The following is a 20,944-nucleotide window of genomic DNA, read 5'->3' on the forward strand; positions in this document are numbered from 1 at the left end:
TTTTATTTGATGCTTATTTTTTGTTCTTTGTTAATGGTATATGGATAGGAGAAACTGCCTAGGTGATATCGTATAGTACCTTTGTATTGGATATTTATAGAATCCGTCTGGATTACTTTAAGAACACTGCTTAGAAGGTTGTTTTTGTTTTTTTTATAAATTTTAGAAAGAGAAAAAGTTCCTTGTAGTGGGATCGTAAATTCATCTTTAGAAGGAACATTAAATTCGGTTGAAGAAATAGTTCCTACATCAATGTTATCAACAAAAAGATTTATGTCTTCTATAGATAATTTTCCTTGTAGGTGGTTTGGATTGTCAAAAACAGCATTTGCACTAAGTGTTATTTGATCCAGATTCATATTTTTAACCTCGATTTTATCTACATATTTAAAATGAGGTTTTTTAGACAATGAACAGCTCATGATAAAGGAAGACAGTGTTAATAATAATAAAAAATTCTTCATTGATTTCTGTGTAGATTTGACGTATATTTCAATATTCTTAAGCGCTAATTTAGTAGATTTAATATCGAGTAGTAAGGACTCGGTGTCTCTATTGTAACAATTAGTCGCAAAAATACTATTTATAAGCATATGAGTACTATAAAAATTCGTTCGATACAATTAAAAGATAACGTAATGCTCGCCAGAGCAATTCGAGATGTTTTAATAGAAATGGGGGTGCCAAAGGTGGGAACTGCTTATGAAGATGAGGCTTTGGATGTAATGTTTGAGACGTATGATTTTACTGGTAAAGAATATTTTGTAATCGAAGAAAATGAAAAAATTCTGGGAGGTGCAGGTATCGCTCCTCTCGAAGAAGCAGATTCTTCTGGCGTATGTGAATTGCAAAAAATGTATTTTTTGCCTCAAGCCAGAGGTAGAGGGGTTGGTTTTGATGTAATGCAGAAATGTCTTGATTTTGCGAAAAAACAAGGGTATACACATTGTTATTTAGAAACGATGCCATATATGGAGGCAGCTAGAAAGTTGTATAGGAAAGTTGGCTTTGAATCGTTAGAAAAACCCATGGGAAATACAGGACATTATAGTTGCCAGGAATGGATGATAAAGGAATTGTAATTTTATTGTAGGGGTATAAATTAAGAGGGATTTGATGACAGTAAAAGAATTAAGAGTCAGCTTTGTAAATGAATTAAGCAAAATTTATGAACAAGAAGAGGTATTGTCACTTTTTTATATGCTCACTGAAGCGATCATAGGTTATACAAGAATTGAAGTAGCTGTTAATTTGAGTAAGAAATTGACTAATGATGAAGTAGAGCGTTTTGCAGAAACTTTAAAAAGACTTAAAACTCAAGAACCAATTCAATATATCATTGGAGAAGTCCATTTTTATGAGTCGTCTTTTTTTGTAGATAAGAATGTGTTGATTCCCAGGCCAGAGACAGAGGAATTAGTAGATTGGATTGTAAAGGATCAAAAAGGCAGGCAGAATTCTTTGAAGATATTAGATATTGGCACAGGTAGTGGTTGTGTTGCAATTTCGCTGGCTAAGAGCCTTCCTAATGCAAAAGTATATGCGCTAGATGTTTCAGAAAAAGCCTTAGAGGTGGCTAAAAAGAACGCTATGAAAAATCAGGTAGCTGTAAAGTTTGTTAAAGAAGATATTTTAGAAACTAAGAGCCTGTTTCAAAATTTTGATATAATTGTTTCAAACCCCCCATATGTTCGCGAATTAGAAAAACAAGAAATGAAGCCCAATGTTTTGGATAATGAGCCTTCTGGCGCATTGTTTGTTTCAGATAATGATCCTTTATTGTTTTATAATAAAATAACTGCACTGGCGCAAAAGAGTTTGTTGGATAATGGGAAACTGTATTTTGAAATTAATCAATACTTGGGAGAAGAAACAAAAAGTATGATAGAAGATAAAGGGTTTGTTGCAGTCGATTTGCGCAAAGATATGTATGGTAATGATCGTATGATACGAGCTTCTTTAACTAAATAAGTAGGAAATATATGAGTAAGATAGAGTCAATTTGTGTGTTTTGTGGTAGTAGTATGGGAAATGATACGAGTATTGTTTCTGAAGCATATGTATTGGGTAAAAAACTAGCAGAAGAACAAATTTCCCTAGTTTATGGGGGTGCTAAAATTGGGATTATGGGAGAGGTAGCTAAAGGAGTGATTCGTTATAATGGAAAAGTTATAGGAGTGATCCCAGAGTTTTTGAAAGTAAAAGAGGTAGTTCATCTCGGTTTGCAAGAATTAATAGTTACTTAAACCATGCATGAGCGTAAGATGAAAATGCAAACGCTTAGTGATGGGTTTATAGTTTTACCAGGAGGATTCGGGACATTAGAAGAATTGTTTGAGGTTGTTACGTGGTCACAATTGGGGCTACATCAAAAGCCTGTTGGTATTTTGAACACAAATGGTTTTTATGATGAATTATTGACTCTTTTAAAAAATATGGTTCATAAAGGGTTTTTAAAAATGGAAAATTATGAATTGCTTTTGGTTGATACTAGTATTGATGGATTGTTAGCTAAAATGAAAAAGTATAGCCCCGTAAAAACCTCTGCAAGATTAAAAATAAACCAAGTTTAAGGTAAAGACAGAGATTATTAAGATTTATAAAGAGTAGAGCATAAAGGTTGAAAACAAGTTTTTTAGAAGCTCATAAAATGAAATAGGTATAATTCAGATGGATATAGAACAAAAAATTAATCAGTTAAGAGAAGAGTTAAGGCGGTATAATTATAGTTATTATGTGTTAGATACTTCAGAGATAAGTGATTACGAATTTGATATGAAACTTAAGGCTTTACAGGAGTTAGAAGAGAAGCATCCAGAGTTTCATGATCCTAATTCTCCAACACTTAGGGTTGGGGGGGGGATTACAAAGAACTTCGAGACTTTGGTCCATGAATTTCGCATGTATTCTTTGGATAACTCATATTCTAAAGAAGATTTATTGGATTGGGAAAAACGAATCAAAAAATTGGTTGATGGAGAAGTGAGTTATATGTGCGAACTTAAATATGATGGAGCATCTATTAATCTTACCTATGAAGACGGAGTGCTTTCAAAAGCAGTAACCAGAGGAGATGGTATTCAGGGAGATAATGTAACTACAAATGTAAAGACAATTAAGTCAGTACCTCTTAAGTTGAAAGGTGATTATCCGCCTAAGTTTGATATTAGAGGAGAAATAATTTTACCTTTCAAAGGGTTTAATAAAATGAATGAAGAGCGTGTTGCTGCAGGAGAAGAACCATATGCCAATCCTCGTAATACGGCATCGGGAAGTTTGAAATTACAAGATAGTAGTGAAACGGCAAAGCGACCGTTGGATTGCTTACTTTATAGTATAAAAGGAAATAAAATAGGAATAAATACACAATTCGAGAGCTTGGTAAAAGCAAGAGAGTGGGGTTTTAAAGTTCCAGAAGAATCGAAGCTGGTAAATTCGATCGAAGAAGTATTGAAATTTGTAGAATATTGGGATGAGCATCGACACGATTTACCTTATGAAACTGATGGTATTGTAATAAAAGTAAATGATCTTCAGCAGCAAGAAGAACTTGGTTTTACTGCAAAAGCTCCAAGATGGGCTATGGCATATAAATTCAAGGCAGAGCAAGTATCTACTGTTTTAAATGAAATTACCTATCAGGTGGGAAGAACGGGAGCTATTACTCCTGTGGCAAATCTAGAACCTGTTTTATTGGCAGGAACAACAGTAAAAAGAGCATCACTACATAATGCAGATCAGATAGAAAAATTAGATATTCGAGTAGGGGATATCGTTTTTGTAGAAAAAGGAGGGGAGATTATACCAAAAATTGTTGCGGTAGATGTTCAAAAAAGAGATGAAGGTTTATTGCCGACATCGTATATTGATAAGTGCCCAGAGTGCAGTACTTTGCTCATTCGAAAAGAAGGCGAAGCGCAACATTATTGTCCTAATTATACAGGGTGCTCACCACAAATTATAGGAAGGATTCAGCATTATATTTCTCGAAAAGCAATGGATATAGAAGGATTAGGTGGAGAAACGGTAGCATTGTTGGTAAATGAAAAGCTAATCACTAATTATGCTGATTTGTACGAGTTGAAAAAAGAACAAGTTATCCCCTTAGAGCGAATGGCAGAAAAAAGTGCAGAAAACCTCGTGGTTGGAATAGAAAGGTCTAAAGAGATTCCTTTCGAGAGAGTTTTGTTTGCTTTGGGGATTCGTTATGTAGGAGAAACTGTTGCGAAAAAATTAGCAAAACACTACAAATTTATTGATGCAATTATAGAAGCTACAGAAGAAGAACTCGTTGCTGTAGATGAAATCGGAATTAAAATTGCACAAAGCGTAGTAGAATTTTTTGCCGATGAGGAAAATAAAAAGCTAATTTATCGGTTGAAACAGTATGGAGTTCAGTTAGAGATATCTGCAGAGAAACTTGCAAATCAAACAGAGGTTTTAAGTGGGAATACATTTGTGGTTTCAGGAGTTTTTGAAAAAGTATCTCGAAATGAACTCAAAAAAATGATTGAAGATAACGGAGGAAAGATTTCTAGTTCGATTTCTTCTAAAACATCATATGTAGTTGCCGGGGCTAATATGGGACCTAGTAAATTTGAAAAAGCAAAAACATTAAACATACCTATTATTAGCGAAGAGGAATTTTTGAGCAAGCTTACATAAGAATAAAATGAGTCATATTAAGTTTTTTTGTTGGATATAATAAAATGTTTAATAGACGAGTTTTGTGTGATATTTAAAACAAGAATGAAAACACATGAAAATTCTTATCTACATCTTATTAAGTATTACAGGAGGGCTATGTATTTTGAGTAAAGTAATACAGTTTCCAGATCTTGAGTTTTATGCTAAGCCAATGACAGTGCCACTGTTTTTTATGTTGTATTGGTTTAATACTAAGAAGGTTGATGGGGTGTTTGTGACGGTTTTATTGCTGTGTTTTTTGGGTGATATTTTTCTTCTAACAGATTTTAAAAATAGTTTTCTATATGTTTTGTTGAGCTACGGGGTTTGTTATTTGGTATTGTTTTATTTTTTGTGGAAAAATTATAAGCCAATAACCTATAGTGAAGTGGATATTATCTATTTAGTAGTGTTTTTTGTTATTTGGACATTTATTGTTTACGAGATCTATGATGCTACTCAAGAAGCGATGGGCGATATTAGATGGTATGGTACTATTTATTTATTGATACTTTATCTTCTTTTTATTGGAGCCGTTTTTCATTATGTCAATGTTAGATCTTCAAAATCCCTGTGTTTTTTGATTGCAATACTTAATTTTGTAATTAGTGACTCTTGTTTTGCGCTTGATAGGTTTTATGTTCAGACAATTCAATTCAAGGTGATCAATGCTATTTATCAATTGTTAGCTGTTTTTTTTCTTGTACAATTCAAAATATCAAGCCCAACATCTTTAAAGCTTAATAAATTTTAAAACTAAATGGATTGTTTTTGTAATTCCTAAAGTATGTTGTAATATTTCTTAGATATTCTTTTTTTTTCTTAAGGTAAGCGATGTGATTTTAAAATGTAAAATAGTTACATTTGTGGCTTATTAATTTTTGATAAATGATTTTTAAAGGTCTTAAAAGAAATGCGATAAAAAAAAGTGTAGAGGTGTATCTAGAAAAAAGAGATGCAGCCTCTAACGGTATTTCTAGCCTAAAAACTCTTGCAGTGCTAATTGATGCATCTCAATCGGTTAATATTGTTTCGTTATTGAAACTGGCGAATGAGTTAGGTGTTAAGTCGGATAAACTCAAGGTAATGGGGTTTAAAAAAGACATGAAAGAGATTGCAGATGATAAAGATGCTGCATACTATAGTGAGAAGAGCTTTGGGGTTAATGGGATGATTAAAAATAAAGGGTTATTGGACTTTGTTAATGAAGATTATGATGTGTTAATTAATTTTTATGAAGAAAGTTCAATAGAATTGGATTGTGTGGCAGCTGCTTCTAAAGCAAAGTTTAAGGTAGGTTTTACGACAGTAGATCACAGGATTAATGATTTGATTATTGGGGCAACAACTAATGATACCAATCTTTTCATATCAGAATTGAAAAAGTATTTAAAAATTTTACAGATAATATAACATGAGTGATTTTCTCACAGGAACAGGAGTAGCGTTAGCGACTCCTTTTAATAAGGATGGTTCAATAGACTATTCAGGGGTTACTAAATTGGTTAATTTTTGCATAGAAGGTAAGGTAGATTATCTTGTAGTATTGGGTACTACAGCAGAGTCAGTTACGCTTACAAAAGAAGAGAAAAAGAGCTTAGTGGCTCATATTGTAGAAGTAAACAATAAAAGACTTCCTTTGGTGATAGGAATAGGGGGTAATAATACAGCTGCCGTTATAGAAGAGATTAAAAAGGTAGATACTGTTAATCTTGACGCTATACTATCGGTTGTTCCAATGTATAATAGACCAAGTCAGCAAGGAATATATGAGCATTATAAGATGATAAATGATGTTTCTCCGTTACCGGTTTTGTTATATAATGTCCCTTCTCGTACCGCAACTAATATGACAGCAGAAACCACTTTGCGTCTTGCTGGGTTAGATAAAATAGTTGGGATTAAAGAAGCAGTAGGGGATTTTACACAGGTTTTGAAAATTATTAAAGATAGGCCAGAAGGGTTTAAAGTTATCTCGGGTGATGATGCATTGGCTTTGTCTACAGTAGCTGCTGGAGGAGATGGAGTTATTAGTGTTGTAGGGCAAGGTTTTCCAGAAGAGTTTTCTGAGATGATACGGTTAGGGTTGGAAGGAAAAACCAAAGCTGCTTTCGATATTTTGTACAAGCTTTTACCAGTTTTGGATTATACATTCGAAGAAGGAAATCCTGCCGGAATTAAAAATATCCTTAAGGCAAAAGGAGTGTGTGAGGATAATTTACGTTTACCATTAGTGCCTGTTTCCGAAGGCTTAGCTTTAAAAATAAAAGAATATATAGCTAATAACTAAGTTTTATTTTCTAAAATGGCAAAAGAAATAAAAGATCCTGGGGTTGGTAAGTCGTCTAACAAGCATGCTAAACGATTTGTAAACTCAGATGGTTCTTTTAATATAAAACATGTCAATAGGGTTACTTCGTTGTCAGAAAGTTATAAATATCTGGTAACTATTGGTTGGGGTAAGTTTTTTTTGTGGGTGCTACTGGGGTATACACTGGTTAATGTTGTTTTTGCCTTGGTATATACTTTTTTAGGGGTGTCCAATATAACCGAGCCTACAGGAAGTTTTTTTGAAGATTTTGCGAATGCCTTTTTTTTCTCTGCTCAAACAATTACTACTGTAGGGTATGGAGCCATGGCGCCTAAAGGGATTGCTTATGGTATAGTGTCTTCTATAGAAGCTTTGGTAGGGTTGTTAAGCTTTTCTTTTGTAACAGGCTTGTTGTATGGTCGATTTTCCAGACCTCGATCAAGTATTAGGTTTAGTGAAAATATGGTGCTTCGTAAACATAATGATGGCGATAGTATTATGTTCAGATTGATGAGTAGAAGTGCTAATGTGATGATTAGTCCTAAAATAGAGGCTACGCTTACACTATCACATAAGGATGAAGATGAGAAATTTGTAAATAATTTTTATAAACTCGAATTAGAGCGTAATTCAATTACATATTTACCAACTACATGGACAATTGTGCACCCAATTAATAAACAAAGCCCTTTGTATAAATGCGAAAGAGACAAGTTAACAGAATTAAAGGGAGAAGTTTTAATACTAGTTAGTTATTATGATGAGTCGTTTAAACAAGAGGTGCACCAGACACATTCTTATACTTTCCTAGAGCTAAAAAAAGACCATCGTTTTGTGCCTGCTTTTTATTACGACAAGAATGGATATGTGGTTTTAGATCATGATAATTTGGATAAAACGGTAAAAACTGAAATTTTGTGATTAAACTCCTTTCGTAAATCAAAGTGTTGAGGTTAATTTTTGCAACAATTGCTTTAATAATGGGTTTTTAGAGAAAGTTTATTTGATACAGTTATTCGAGTTTAATTTGTGGTGCTGTCTAATCGTTTGTTTTATAGGTTTGTACGTTAATTTGGTACTTTGGAGTGGTAACTGGTTATTAGATGGGTTAAAGTTTTTGTAATAAGGTAGAAATAGCTATTTTTGCCAGATGTTTTTTTAGATATGAAGAGATTATTATATGTATTTGTTTTAGCAATTTTTCTAGGTTCTTGTAGTCAATACCAGAAAGTTTTTAAAAGCAAAGATATAGGGGCTAAATATAAAGCTGCCGAAAGTTATTATAAAGAAGGAAAGTATAAGAAAGCTTTAAGGCTTTTTGAGCAGGTAGTACCTCAATATAGAGGAAAGCCTCAGGCAGAAAGAGTTATGTATTATTATGCAGATACATATTATCAATTAGAAGATTACTATTTGGCGGGTTATCAATTCGAAAGATATGGCAAATCATATCCAAAAAGTCAAAAAAGAGAAGAAGCACTTTATAAAGGAGCTAAAAGTTACTATCATTTATCTCCAAGATATAGTCTAGATCAGGAAGATACAGATAATGCAATAGAGAAACTTCAGTCGTTTATCAATGAGTTTCCAGAGAGTGAAAGAGTGAAAGGAGCAAATGATATGGTATCTGAGCTTAGAAATAAAAAAGAACAAAAAGCCTACGAAATAGCAAAACGTTATCATCATAGAGAAGATTTTAAGGTAGCTATTTCATCCTTTGATAATTATCTGGTGGATTATCCTGGATCTATTTTTAAAGAAAAAGTATTATATTACAAGTTAGAGTCTCAATATTTACTGGCAGTTGGTAGTTATGAGAATTTAGTAGAAGAACGTTTATTATCCGCTCAAACATTTTATAATAATTATAAGAAGTATTATAAAACAAAAGGAGAATATTTAGAACAAGCCGAAGAATTAGGGCAAGATATTAAGACAAGATTAGAACAGTATAAATAGAAAAAAGTAGAAGATGGATTTGAAAAAAAGTAATGCTCCGGTAAATACTACCACAATTGATAAAAATCGTATCGATGAGCGAACTGACAATATTTATGAAGCCATATCGATAATATCTAAAAGAGCTACGCAGATCAATACAGATATAAAGAAGGAACTTCTTGAAAAATTGGATGAATTTGCTACTTATAATGACAGTTTAGAAGAAGTTTTTGAAAATAAAGAACAAATTGAAGTTTCAAAGTTCTATGAAAGGTTACCAAAACCACATGCGCTTGCTGTGCAAGAATGGTTAGATGGTAAAATTTACCACAGAAACACAAAAGCAGAGGATACAGAATCATTATAATTTATGTCTGTTTTAAGCGGTAAGAAAATATTGCTGGGTGTCACTGCCGGTATCGCCGCGTATAAAACAGCAAATTTGGTGCGTTTATTTATAAAGGCTGAAGCTCAGGTTAGAGTCGTGATGACACCTGCTGCAAAGGACTTTGTAACACCTCTGACGCTGTCTACGTTATCCAAAAATCCAGTGTATTCTTCTTTTTTTGATGAAGAAGATGAAAATGCATCGTGGAACAATCACGTAGAAATGGGATTGTGGGCAGATTTAATGATTATTGCCCCGGCAACTGCAAATACATTGTCAAAAATGGCAACCGGTAGTAGTGATAACCTATTAGTTGCTACGTATTTATCTGCAAAATGTCCGATTTATTTTGCTCCGGCAATGGATTTGGACATGTATAAGCATCCTTCTACACATCAAACTTTCGAGAAACTACAGAGTTACGGTAATATTATGATTCCTTCAGAATCAGGAGAGTTAGCCAGTGGTTTGGTGGGGCCTGGCCGTATGGCAGAACCAACAAATATCCTTACATTTATAGAAGACGATATATTGGGTAAACTCCCTCTAAAAGGAAAGCAAGTTTTGATAACAGCAGGACCTACTTATGAAGCTATAGACCCCGTTAGGTTTATTGGGAATCATTCTAGTGGTAGAATGGGGGTTGAGTTGGCTAAAACAGCTGCGGGATTGGGAGCTAACGTGCATTTGGTTTTAGGGCCTTCTGCGATTGATGTAGCACATTCTCAAATTCAAATATCCCGAGTAGTAAGTGCAAAACAAATGTATGAAGCAGTAACAAGGTTATATGATACATGTGATATTGCGATAGCATCAGCAGCAGTAGCAGATTATAGACCAAAGAATGTTGCAGATCAGAAAATTAAAAAGAAAAGTGAAGATTTTTCGATAGAACTAGAGAGAACAGATGATATCCTTAAATGGATGGGAGAGAATAAGAAAGAACAATTTTTAGTTGGGTTTGCTTTAGAAACTCAGAATGAACAGGAAAATGCTACTGCCAAACTAAAAAAGAAAAACCTGGATTTGATTGTTCTTAACTCACTTAATGACAAAGGTGCTGGTTTCAAAGGACAAACAAATAAAGTAACTTTGATAAATCATAAACTCGAAGTAAAAGCGTTTGATTTAAAAACAAAGTCAGAAGTGGCCCAAGATATATTTAATGAAATAAATACATTAAAAAATGAATAAGTTATTTCTTGTTATCGTATTTAGCATCTTTACTTTTATTGCTTCTGCTCAGGAGTTTAATGCAACTGTAGCTGTTAATGCGGCACAAACGGGTAATCCTAATTTGCAGATCTTTAAAACACTGGAGCGTTCCTTAACAGAATTCATTAATAATACAAAATGGACGGATGTTGATTATAGAACAGAAGAGCGTATAAACTGTAGTTTTTTTATCACGCTAGAGAAGTATGATAATGATGTGTTTGATGCAACTTTGCAAGTACTTGCGTCTAGGCCGGTATATGGGTCAGGATATACAACTACAATTTTTAATGTGAATGATAAACAGTTTGGTTTTAATTATCTCGAGTACCAACCGTTAAACTATAATCCTAATAATTTTGATTCTAATTTGGTTTCTGTTATAGCGTATTATTTATACACTATTTTGGGTATAGATGCAGATAGTTTTGAGTTAAATGGAGGTACCAAATACTATCAGGAGGCTAATAATATAATTAGTAATGCTCAAGGAAGTAATAGGTTAGGGTGGAAACGAGAGAGAGATCCCAATAGATTTACGCTTAATGATGATCTTCTTTCGGGTACCTTTGCAGGCTATAGAGAGGCATTGTATAAATATCATAGAGAAGGGTTGGATATTATGCATAATAATGTAAAAAAAGGAAAAGAAGTAATTACAGAATCTATGAAATCTTTAAACAAAATGCATAATTCGAGACCTAACTCTTATATGATGCGTGTGTTTTTTGATGCAAAAGCAGATGAGGTTTCTAGTATTCTGTCAGGAGGTCCTTCTGTAAATATAGCAGAAACTGTTCAGGTTTTAAACCGTATAGCACCTACCTATTCTGATAACTGGAAATCTATAAAGTTTTAACACCACCGGATTTATAGAAAAACTTACCATTTTTGTTTGTAAGCAACGATGTTTGTTTTTATTTGATAAAAAATAAACCATCCTATCTAATCTTTTTAAAACTATAGTATCTTTACTTTTTTAAAACAATTAAATACTTTGATCCTTTGCTACGAGGTCTTTCAATAAAAAACTTCGCGTTAATAGAACAATTACAGGTATCTTTTGATACAGGTTTGATTACGATTACTGGAGAAACAGGAGCTGGTAAATCGTTATTACTTGGTGCTCTAGGGTTATTATTGGGTAAAAGAGCCGATCTAGGTAGTGTTAAAGATAGCTCTCAGAAATGTGTTATAGAAGGCACTTTTGAAGTGCAACAGTATAATTTAACTCAGTTTTTTGAAGAAGAAGAGCTGGATTATGAAGATCAAACCATTATTAGGAGAGAGATCCTACCATCGGGTAAATCAAGAGCTTTTATAAATGATACTCCGGTTACCTTGCAATCTTTGGCGGCACTAGGAAAAAAATTAATAGATATTCATAGTCAGCATCAAACATTAGAAGTCACCACTAATGATTTTCAATTTGAAGTATTGGATGCGTTGGCAGATACTGGTCGAGAGATAGAATCTTATCAAAGAGGGTTGATATTACTTAAAAATAAAGAAAAAACCCTTAATGAGTTACTAGAGAATCAAGAGAGTTTTACAAAAGAGTATGAGTATAATTCTTTTTTGTTAAAAGAGTTAGAAGAAGCAAAGCTAAAACCTAATGAATTACCAGAGCTCGAAGAACAATATGCACAATTAAATAATATTGAAGAAATACAAGAGCGGTTATCAGAAGCAATTTCTATTGTTTCTTCAGAGGAGGTAGGGGTTTCTGATCAATTGTCTAGTATTAAGAATAGTTTTTCTAAGATTGCATCCTACTCACATTCTCTTGCAGAGCTTTCAAAAAGAGTAGAGAGTTTATATATAGAGTTAGATGATATTAGTGCATCTTTATTAGATGAATTCGAAAAATTAGAAGCAGATCCACAACGTCTAGAGCAAATTAGTCAGCGAATAGAATTATTGCATAATCTTCAAGTAAAACATCAATGTGCAGATATAGAAGCATTAATTAGTGTCGAGACGGTGTTAAAAGAAAAAGTTTCTAAGACAGAATCTCTCAAAGATGATATTAGTGTAATCGAAAAAGAAATTGTCACGATAAAAAAAGGGTTGGATGAAGTCGCAGAAAAAATTCATAAGAAAAGAATTAAAGCACTTCCTAAACTAATAAAAGAATTAGAGATTATTCTTGCATCATTAGGAATGGTAAATGCTTCTTTTCAGGGAGCATTAAAGCTACAGGATAAATATTTGTCTAACGGAAAAGAAGAACTGTCATTTTTGTTTTCTGCTAATAAGGGAGGCAATTACGGAGAACTTAAAAAAGTAGCTTCTGGAGGTGAATTATCTAGAATTATGTTGGCGATCAAATCGGTTCTTTCAAGATATTCACAATTACCAACGATTATTTTTGATGAAATAGATACCGGAGTATCTGGTGAGGTAGCGCATAAAATGGCAGATGTAATGATGGGGATGAGCAAAAACCTGCAAGTATTTAGTATTACTCATTTGCCTCAGATTGCTGCCAAAGGGCAAAGTCATTATAAAGTATATAAGGAAGATGTACAAAATATGACTATCACACAGCTCAGACTTTTAAACAATGAAGATAGAGTTAAGGAAATAGCCGAAATGATAAGTGGGAAAAATAGCTCTGATTCTGCCTTGAGTCATGCAAAATCATTATTGAATTTAAAATAATATTTAAGTTTAAACTAAAACCTATTTAGAATACTTGTGGTTTGGGTCGTTTTATTATCTTTACCGCTCGTATAACCATACTTTAATTTACAATTAAATGTCACACAATTTATTAAAAGGTAAGAGAGGAATTATTTTTGGAGCACTTGATGAAAATTCAATTGCCTGGAAAACAGCAGAGCGAGTTTTTGAAGAAGGAGGAAGTTTTGTTCTTACCAATGCACCAGTTGCCATGCGTATGGGAGCAATAAATACACTGGCCGAAAAAACAAACTCTCAAGTTATACCTGCTGATGCTACTTCATTAGAAGATCTTGAAAACCTAGTAGAGAAAGCAATGGAAATTTTAGGAGGCAAGTTAGATTTTGTATTACATTCTATCGGGATGTCTGTAAATGTTCGTAAAGGACGTCATTATACGAATCTTAATTATGACTGGAGTCAAAAAGGATGGGATGTTTCTGCACTTTCATTTCATAAAACAATGCAAACATTGTATAAGAAAGAAGCTATGAATGAATGGGGAAGTATTGTTGCATTAACCTATATGGCTGCTCAGCGAGTATTTCCTGATTATAATGATATGGCAGATAACAAAGCATATTTAGAATCAATCTCTCGTAGTTTTGGATATTTCTTTGGGAGAGATCATAAGGTTAGAGTAAATACAATCTCTCAATCACCAACTCCAACAACTGCAGGAAAAGGAGTTAAAGGTTTTGATGGTTTTATAGAGTATGCAGATAAAATGTCGCCTTTAGGTAATGCTACAGCATTAGAGTGTGCAGATTATACTGTTACTTTGTTTTCAGATTTAACAAGAAAGGTAACGCTACAAAATTTATATAATGACGGTGGTTTTTCTAATATGGGAGTTAGCCAGTTAGTTATGAATAAATTTGTAGATGAAGAATAATAGCGATTATAAAGCTTTATAGATTTTATACAAAAATCCCATTCGTTATTAGGATGGGATTTTTTGTTGTACCATTTTTGCCATTATGAATATATATTTTTCTTTTATTATTCCGGTCTATAATAGGCCTATAGAAATACAGGAGTTGTTACAGAGTATGGTGGCTATGGATTATCCTAAAGAATATGAGATAGTCATTGTAGAGGATGGTTCTTCCGAAACATCTGAAAACGTAATTAATGAGTTTACAGATGATTTGACCATTAGTTATTACCAAAAACCTAATACCGGTCCTGGAGATTCGCGTAATTACGGAATGAAAAGGGCAAAAGGTAATTATAACATTATACTAGATAGTGATGTGATCCTTCCTATAGATTACTTATCGAGAGTAGAGAGGTATTTGTTATCAAATTATGTTCATTGTTTCGGAGGTCCCGATGATGCGCATCCAAGTTTTTCTGACCTTCAGAAAGCAATAAGCTATAGCATGACTTCTTATCTAACAACCGGTGGTATACGCGGAAGAAAAAATACGATGGGTAAATTTCAACCGCGTAGCTTTAATATGGGATTGTCTAAAGAGGCTTTTGATGCATCTGGAGGATTTGGAGATATACACCCGGGAGAAGACCCAGATTTAACTATTCGTTTATGGAAATTAGGGTATCAAACCGCTTTAATACCCGATGCAAAAGTATTTCATAAAAGAAGAATATCATGGGAAAAATTTTATGTTCAGGTTAATAAATTTGGCTTAGTAAGACCTATCTTAAATAAGTGGCATCCAGAAACGGCAAAACTCACGTATTGGTTTCCAACGCTATTTGTAACATATATGATCATCGCCTTATTTGTATTATTGTTTGGTTGGTGGCATTTGGCAGCAGGAGTACTGTTGTATTTTGCTGCAATTTTTATAGGAGCTACCTGGCATTATAAAAATGTTTTGATTGGGATTCAATCCGTTTTGGCTGTTTTGATACAATTTTATGGATATGGAAAAGGATTCTTAAAATCTTATTATTATATTCATGTGTTAGGAAAAGATCCTAAAGATCAATTCAAAAAGCTTTTTTTTAAAAAATAAGCAATATGTCATATCGAAAAAAGAATAGATTTTCTCTTAAAAAGAGTAATGTGCAAACGTTTTTGTTTTTTCTATTGTTTACCTCGATGCTCTGGTTATTTACACAATTCTCAAAAAACTATACTCAAGAAGTAGAAGTAACAATAAAATATACCAATATTCCAAAAGACAGAATTGTGAACGCGAAGAGTGATCAAAGCTTGAAAATGGTTCTTAACGGTAATGGTTTTAGGCTTATTGGTCATAATTGGAGCAAATCTATTCTAAATTTTTCTGTAGAAGATGCGTTTACAACTACCAGTAATAAATATTCTTTTTTTGTAAATAAAGAAACCTTATTGCTAAATAATAAATTAGACTTCAAAGGCAAAGTGTTGTCTATACAAAAAGATACTTTAGAATTATATTTAGATTATAATCTTAAGAAGAAAGTGCCGGTATATGCAAAGAGAGATATAGAGTATGCTGTTGGATATGGAAGTGATCAAGGTTTGGTGCTGAAACCAGATTCTATAACTGTTAGTGGGCCTTCTCAAATAGTTGGTTCTATTAATCAGGTGCATACAGAGAAGGTAGATCTTAAAGGGTTAAATGTAGATCATACTGCTAAATTGCGAATCAATACAGAAGAATTACCGTCTGATATTCTGGTAATTCCCTCTAGAGTAGATGCTACTGTTTTGGTAAGTAAATTTACTGAAGGACATCAAAAAGTACCAATAACAATACGTAATGCGCCAGATGGTATGGAAATAAAAATTTTTCCTACAGAAATTTCGGTAGTATATAGAGTGGGGTTAGATAAGTATAACGAAGTGAGTCCGCGAGATTTTGTTGTGATTGCTGATTATGCTAAAGTTTCGGAAGAAAGTTCGTTTCTAACGGTAGAATTAGTAGAAAAGCCTGGTGCTATACACGATGTAAGATTACAAGAAAAACAAGTGCAATTCGTAGTTTTAAAACAATAAATGATGAAAGTAGTCGGGTTGACAGGGGGGATTGGAAGTGGTAAATCTACTGTTGCTAAAATGTTTAAGAAACTGGGTGTAGCAGTATATATAGCAGATGACGAAGCAAAAAAACTTATGAATGAGGATGTTTTGTTAAAAGAGCAAATAATAGAATTGTTTGGAGAAAAAGCATATACAGCATCTCAATTAAATAGGCCATATATTGCTAATATTGTTTTTAACGAAGAGGAGAAATTAAATAAGTTAAATGCGATTGTTCACCCTGCAGTAGCAAAACATTTTGATGATTGGAAAAATCAACAATCAGGAAAATATGTAATTAAAGAAGCTGCAGTGCTCTTTGAAAATGAGGGGTATAAGCAATGTGATTATATAATTCTAGTTGTAGCTCCAGAAGAAGTAAGGATTCAACGCGTTTTAAAAAGAGACGAATCTATGAGTCGAAAAGAGATACAGGCAAGAATAAATAACCAATGGGAAGATGGTCGTAAAATTGACTTGTCGGATTTTGTGATATTTAATGATGATATAGAAGAAACAAAGTTAAAAACTTATGAAATTCATAAAATTATGTCTTCTGAATGTAGTTATGGTTAAAATAATTCATTTTGTTAACATTTGGTTAAACCCTAAAGTAGCTAAATGTTAAAGCCTTACTTTTGAAGTATGAATAAAAGATTATTCGTGTTGCTGATAATCCTAATGAGTTTGTCATTAATTGGGATTATTTTTGTTCAGGGATATTGGATTAACAACACGGTAGAGAATAATGAAGAACAATTTTCTTTTAATGCTAAGCAGATACTTATCTCGGTGTCGAATAAAATTCAGTACAGAGAATTTGAAGAGATGTTTTTTCCTTTGCAGGAAATATTGGATAGTATCGAAGAGCCTGATAACAAAATAATACGTCAGCTCTTAAACATTAGTATTGATAATACCACAAAATCATTCACAAATGGTATTTTGGAAGAAGATTATAAGTTGTTTTCATCTTTTGTGAATTTAAATATTGATACGGTACGATTAAAAAATATTTTAAATCGTAATACCGAATCTGCTGTTTTAGAGACACAAAAAAATGATTTTGTTAATCAAAAATCCAAATCAAAAATTGAAAGGATTCGTGGGTTAACAGATCTTCAACGAATGGATTATGAAATTGTAATTGGGGAGATAGCAAGTTTTATTCCGATTCATAGAAGAGTTCAAAAAGAGGAAATAGAGCATTTACTAAAAAGAGAATTAGAAGAGAGAGATATAAAAGTTGACTTTGAGTATGCTATATACAGTAATGCATTATCTACAAAAGTACGTTCTGATGATTTTAGTTGGGATTATCCAACTACTTACGGAATACCACTTTTTGTAAATGATCAAGGGATAAGTAATTATCAATTGTATGTTAATTTTACAGGAAAAAAACAATTTGTATTGTCTACCATAAAAGGTATGGCAATTTTGTCGATATTATTTACCTTAATTATTGTAGTTGCATATTCGAGCGCATTGTCACAGCTAATACAGCAAAGACAAATATCACAGATAAAGACAGACTTTATTAATAATATGACTCATGAACTTAAAACACCTATAGCGACCATTAATCTGGCGTTGGATGCTATAAAGAATCCAAAAATAGGTGGGGATCAGGAAAAGGTAATGCGATATATGAAGATGATAAGAGAAGAGAATAAGAGAATGCATGCACAGGTAGAAAATGTATTGAGGATATCACAATTAGAGAAAAATGAGCTTAATATAAAAAAGGAGAAACAAGAGCTTCATGACATTATTGAAGATGCAATAACTCATGTTTCCTTAATTGTAGAAAATAGGCTAGGGTATGTGAAAATGCATTTAGGAGCACTTAAAACCTCTATTTTGGCAAATGATAGTCATCTAACAAATGTGATTGTAAACATTTTAGATAATGCTATTAAATACTCTGAGGAAGCTCCAAAAATTGATATATATACAGAGAATGTGAAAAATAGTATCATACTAAAAATTAGAGATCAAGGAATCGGAATGGGTAAAGTTGCTCAGAAAAAGATTTTTGAGAAATTTTTTAGAGAACATACAGGAGATTTGCATAATGTAAAAGGACATGGGCTTGGTCTAACCTATGTGAAGAGAATTATTGATGATCATCATGGTCAGATTTGGGTAGAAAGTGAAAGAGGAAAAGGCTCAACATTTATAATTAAATTACCGTTAATATCTTAGAAATATGGAAACAGAAAACAAAAAGATTTTGCTTGTAGAAGATGATCCAAATTTTGGAACAGTTCTAAAGGATTACTTAGTAATGAATGACTATGAGGTTGTGCATGCCAAAAATGGTATGGAAGGTTTCGAAAAATTCAAAAAAGATGATTATGATATGTGTATCCTCGATGTGATGATGCCATATAAAGATGGGTTTACGTTGGCCAAAGAAATAAGAGAAAAAAATGAAGAAGTACCCATTATCTTTTTAACGGCAAAAGCTATGAAAGAAGATGTCTTGAAAGGGTATAAGGTAGGAGCAGATGATTATTTAAATAAACCTTTTGATAGCGAAGTTTTATTGATGAAAATACAAGCTATTATGCAACGTAAAAGTACAGAGTCTGTTGCGGATAGCAAGCAATTCGAGTTTAAAATTGGTGGATTTCACCTTAATTCTAAACTTAGATTCTTGTCTTACCAAGAAGAAGATCCTGTTAAATTATCTCCAAAAGAAAATGAATTACTTCGTTTATTAGCGTTGCATCTTAATGATCTTATGCCTAGGGAGTTGGCTTTAACAAAAATATGGAGAGATGATAATTATTTTACCTCTCGAAGTATGGATGTTTATATTGCTAAGCTTAGAAAATATTTGAAAAAAGACGAAAGTGTAGAGATTCTAAATATTCATGGAGAAGGATTTAGGTTGGTTGTAAAGAAAGAAGTGTCTTAAAAAAATATAAACGGTAACTAACTAATTAAAAAGCTCATTACAGCCTATTCTTTAGGCTGTAATGAGCTTTTTGTGATATGTGTTATAATCGAATTAATATTTTCTTTATAGTCAAACCACTCAATTTCTGTATCTTTTTTAAACCAGGTAAGTTGTCTTTTTGCAAAACGACGTGTATTTTTTTTGATCTCTGATATCGCAAAATCTAACTCCCATTCATGATCAAAATGCTTAAATATTTCTTTATACCCAACAGTATTTAGGGCATTTAAAGCTTTGTGTTCATAAAGTCCTTTAACTTCATCCAACAATCCATGTTTTATCATTAGATCTACTCGTTGATTGATTCTATCATAGATAATGCTCCTTTCTGCAGTTAGCCCAATCTTAATAGTATTAAAAGAACGTTTTTTTGAAGACTGATTTAGGAAAGATGAATAAGGTTTACCACTACTAATACATACTTCTAACCCACGCATAACTCTATGAGTGTTATGAATATCGACTTTATTGTAGTATACAGGATCAAGTTTTTTTAATTGCTTTTGAAGGCTTTCTATACCATTATTTTGATATTCTTCTTTAAGTGTTGTTCTAATTTGTTCGTCAACATCAGGAAAATCATCTAGTCCTTTGGTAATAGCATCTACATAGAGTCCAGATCCTCCTACAAGAACTACATAGTTATGGGTTGTAAATAATTGCTCAATCTTTTGGATGGCTTCTTTCTCAAAATCCCCAACACTATAGTCAGCTTTAATACTTCTGTGTTGAATAAAATGATGAGGAGCAGCTTTTAGTTCTGTTGCATCAGGAGCAGCTGTACCAATACTCATCTCTTTGTAAAACTGTCTACTGTCTGCCGAAACAATTTCGCATTTAAAATGTTGTGCAAGTGCAATGCTTAAGCTTGTTTTGCCAATGGCGGTAGGGCCAATAACTACTAATAGGTGTTTACTATTCATGAATGCAATTTGTTTCCGCAATTATGACAAAATTTTGCTCCATCAGCATGATTACTAAGATTGCAGTTTTGACAATGTTGTGTATTAAGAGGAGGAAGTGAAGCTTTTGGTTGTTTTGAATACTCTGCACTTACAATACCTGTAGGAACTGCTATAATACCGTATCCCAATATCATTACTACCGAGGCAATAAATTGGCCTATAGGTGTTTCTGGAGAAATATCACCATACCCAACCGTAGTAAGCGTTACAATACACCAATAAACACTTTTAGGAATACTATTAAAACCATGTTCTGGCCCTTCGATGAGGTACATCACAGTACCTAAAATGATAGAAACAATTAAAACAGCAAATAGAAAAACAGATATTTTTGCTCTACTTGCAATCAGTGCTTTGGTTAGGTTGTTGGACTCGCCTATAAAACGAGCCAATTTTAAAATTCTAAAAACTCGTAATAAGCGAAGTGCTCGTAATGCAACCAACGCATGTGTGCCTACAAAAAGTAAAGAGAGGTATTTAGGAACAGTAGCAAGAAAATCTATAATACCAAAAAAACTAAAAATATATTTTTTAGGCTTATTAATAGTAATAACTCTCAGGATGTATTCTATCGTAAAAACAATTGTGATAACCCACTCTAGTAGATTAAATATAGAGGCATATTGATCATTGAGATAGGATACGCTCTCTAGCATAACCACAATGATGCTCGCAAGAATCATGATAAGAATAATGAGATCAAAGGATTTACCAGCACGAGTGTCGGCCTCATAGATGATTTCGTGTAGTTTTTCTTTCCAGGTTTTATGTGATGAGTTCTGCTTCAAAACGAATGTTTTTACTAAAA

23 protein-coding genes are annotated in these 20,944 nt (G+C 32.9%); 20 read left to right on the forward strand and 3 right to left on the reverse strand.

Annotation, left to right across the window (positions count from 1 at the left end; genetic code table 11):
- Positions 1-2 precede the first annotated feature (2 nt).
- Positions 3-464, reverse strand: a complete 462-nt coding sequence (locus ABW636_RS11815) for a hypothetical protein (protein ID WP_367590210.1) — start codon at positions 462-464, stop codon at positions 3-5.
- A gap of 129 nt (positions 465-593) precedes the next feature.
- Between ABW636_RS11815 and ABW636_RS11820 the strand changes: the two genes are divergently transcribed.
- From ABW636_RS11820 to ABW636_RS11915, 20 genes are all read left to right on the forward strand, one after another.
- On the forward strand, positions 594-1,082 hold the full coding sequence (locus ABW636_RS11820) for a GNAT family N-acetyltransferase (protein WP_367590211.1): 489 nt from the start codon (positions 594-596) through the stop codon (positions 1,080-1,082).
- Between the two features lie 34 nt (positions 1,083-1,116).
- On the forward strand, positions 1,117-1,971 hold the full coding sequence (gene prmC, locus ABW636_RS11825) for a peptide chain release factor N(5)-glutamine methyltransferase (RefSeq protein WP_367590212.1): 855 nt from the start codon (positions 1,117-1,119) through the stop codon (positions 1,969-1,971).
- Positions 1,972-1,982: 11 nt separating this feature from the next.
- On the forward strand, positions 1,983-2,246 hold the full coding sequence (locus tag ABW636_RS11830; RefSeq protein WP_367590213.1) for an LOG family protein: 264 nt from the start codon (positions 1,983-1,985) through the stop codon (positions 2,244-2,246).
- Positions 2,247-2,249: 3 nt separating this feature from the next.
- Positions 2,250-2,573, forward strand: a complete 324-nt coding sequence (locus ABW636_RS11835; protein WP_367590214.1) for an LOG family protein — start codon at positions 2,250-2,252, stop codon at positions 2,571-2,573.
- Positions 2,574-2,670: 97 nt separating this feature from the next.
- On the forward strand, positions 2,671-4,665 hold the full coding sequence (ligA, locus tag ABW636_RS11840) for an NAD-dependent DNA ligase LigA (protein WP_367590215.1): 1,995 nt from the start codon (positions 2,671-2,673) through the stop codon (positions 4,663-4,665).
- Between the two features lie 94 nt (positions 4,666-4,759).
- The gene (locus ABW636_RS11845) at positions 4,760-5,440 is read left to right on the forward strand and encodes a lysoplasmalogenase family protein (RefSeq protein ID WP_367590216.1); all 681 of its coding nucleotides are present in this window, start codon (positions 4,760-4,762) and stop codon (positions 5,438-5,440) included.
- A gap of 134 nt (positions 5,441-5,574) precedes the next feature.
- Positions 5,575-6,099, forward strand: coding sequence for a DUF6913 domain-containing protein (locus ABW636_RS11850; protein WP_367590217.1), 525 nt, complete (start codon positions 5,575-5,577; stop codon positions 6,097-6,099).
- Between the two features lies 1 nt (position 6,100).
- The gene (dapA, locus tag ABW636_RS11855; protein ID WP_367590218.1) at positions 6,101-6,976 is read left to right on the forward strand and encodes a 4-hydroxy-tetrahydrodipicolinate synthase; all 876 of its coding nucleotides are present in this window, start codon (positions 6,101-6,103) and stop codon (positions 6,974-6,976) included.
- Positions 6,977-6,991: 15 nt separating this feature from the next.
- Positions 6,992-7,918, forward strand: a complete 927-nt coding sequence (locus tag ABW636_RS11860; RefSeq protein ID WP_367590219.1) for an ion channel — start codon at positions 6,992-6,994, stop codon at positions 7,916-7,918.
- A gap of 243 nt (positions 7,919-8,161) precedes the next feature.
- Positions 8,162-8,956 carry an outer membrane protein assembly factor BamD gene (locus ABW636_RS11865; protein WP_367590220.1) on the forward strand — a complete coding sequence of 265 codons (795 nt, stop codon included), beginning with the start codon at positions 8,162-8,164 and terminating at the stop codon, positions 8,954-8,956.
- A 13-nt stretch (positions 8,957-8,969) separates the two neighbouring features.
- Positions 8,970-9,305, forward strand: coding sequence for a DNA-directed RNA polymerase subunit omega (locus ABW636_RS11870; RefSeq protein WP_367590222.1), 336 nt, complete (start codon positions 8,970-8,972; stop codon positions 9,303-9,305).
- Between the two features lie 3 nt (positions 9,306-9,308).
- Entirely contained in the window at positions 9,309-10,520 is a 1,212-nt protein-coding gene (gene coaBC / locus ABW636_RS11875) for a bifunctional phosphopantothenoylcysteine decarboxylase/phosphopantothenate--cysteine ligase CoaBC (protein ID WP_367590223.1), read from the forward strand.
- A complete protein-coding gene (gene porD, locus ABW636_RS11880) occupies positions 10,513-11,400 on the forward strand; it encodes a type IX secretion system protein PorD (RefSeq protein ID WP_367590224.1) in 888 nt (295 codons plus the stop codon). Before coaBC ends, porD begins: the two co-directional genes overlap by 8 nt.
- Before the next feature lie 146 nt (positions 11,401-11,546).
- Entirely contained in the window at positions 11,547-13,205 is a 1,659-nt protein-coding gene (recN, locus tag ABW636_RS11885; RefSeq protein ID WP_367590225.1) for a DNA repair protein RecN, read from the forward strand.
- A 97-nt stretch (positions 13,206-13,302) separates the two neighbouring features.
- Positions 13,303-14,121 carry an enoyl-ACP reductase FabI gene (locus tag ABW636_RS11890; RefSeq protein WP_367590227.1) on the forward strand — a complete coding sequence of 273 codons (819 nt, stop codon included), beginning with the start codon at positions 13,303-13,305 and terminating at the stop codon, positions 14,119-14,121.
- An 85-nt stretch (positions 14,122-14,206) separates the two neighbouring features.
- Positions 14,207-15,211 (forward strand): glycosyltransferase family 2 protein, encoded by a 1,005-nt coding sequence (locus ABW636_RS11895; protein WP_367590229.1) that lies wholly within the window; start codon positions 14,207-14,209, stop codon positions 15,209-15,211.
- A 5-nt stretch (positions 15,212-15,216) separates the two neighbouring features.
- The gene (locus tag ABW636_RS11900; RefSeq protein WP_367590230.1) at positions 15,217-16,179 is read left to right on the forward strand and encodes a CdaR family protein; all 963 of its coding nucleotides are present in this window, start codon (positions 15,217-15,219) and stop codon (positions 16,177-16,179) included.
- On the forward strand, positions 16,180-16,779 hold the full coding sequence (coaE, locus tag ABW636_RS11905; protein ID WP_367590231.1) for a dephospho-CoA kinase: 600 nt from the start codon (positions 16,180-16,182) through the stop codon (positions 16,777-16,779).
- A 69-nt stretch (positions 16,780-16,848) separates the two neighbouring features.
- Positions 16,849-18,411 (forward strand): sensor histidine kinase, encoded by a 1,563-nt coding sequence (locus ABW636_RS11910; protein ID WP_367590232.1) that lies wholly within the window; start codon positions 16,849-16,851, stop codon positions 18,409-18,411.
- A gap of 4 nt (positions 18,412-18,415) precedes the next feature.
- Complete coding sequence (locus ABW636_RS11915) at positions 18,416-19,129, forward strand: response regulator transcription factor (RefSeq protein WP_367590233.1); 714 nt, start codon at positions 18,416-18,418, stop codon at positions 19,127-19,129.
- Positions 19,130-19,173: 44 nt separating this feature from the next.
- Here the strand turns inward: ABW636_RS11915 and miaA are convergent, their stop codons facing one another.
- The gene (gene miaA / locus ABW636_RS11920) at positions 19,174-20,094 is read right to left on the reverse strand and encodes a tRNA (adenosine(37)-N6)-dimethylallyltransferase MiaA (protein WP_367590234.1); all 921 of its coding nucleotides are present in this window, start codon (positions 20,092-20,094) and stop codon (positions 19,174-19,176) included.
- Positions 20,091-20,924, reverse strand: a complete 834-nt coding sequence (locus ABW636_RS11925; RefSeq protein WP_367590235.1) for an ion transporter — start codon at positions 20,922-20,924, stop codon at positions 20,091-20,093. Before ABW636_RS11925 ends, miaA begins: the two co-directional genes overlap by 4 nt.
- Positions 20,925-20,944 lie beyond the last annotated feature (20 nt).

Origin of the sequence: Aquimarina discodermiae (genome assembly GCF_040786235.1) — a bacterium.
Taxonomy (GTDB): Bacteria; Bacteroidota; Bacteroidia; order Flavobacteriales; family Flavobacteriaceae; genus Aquimarina.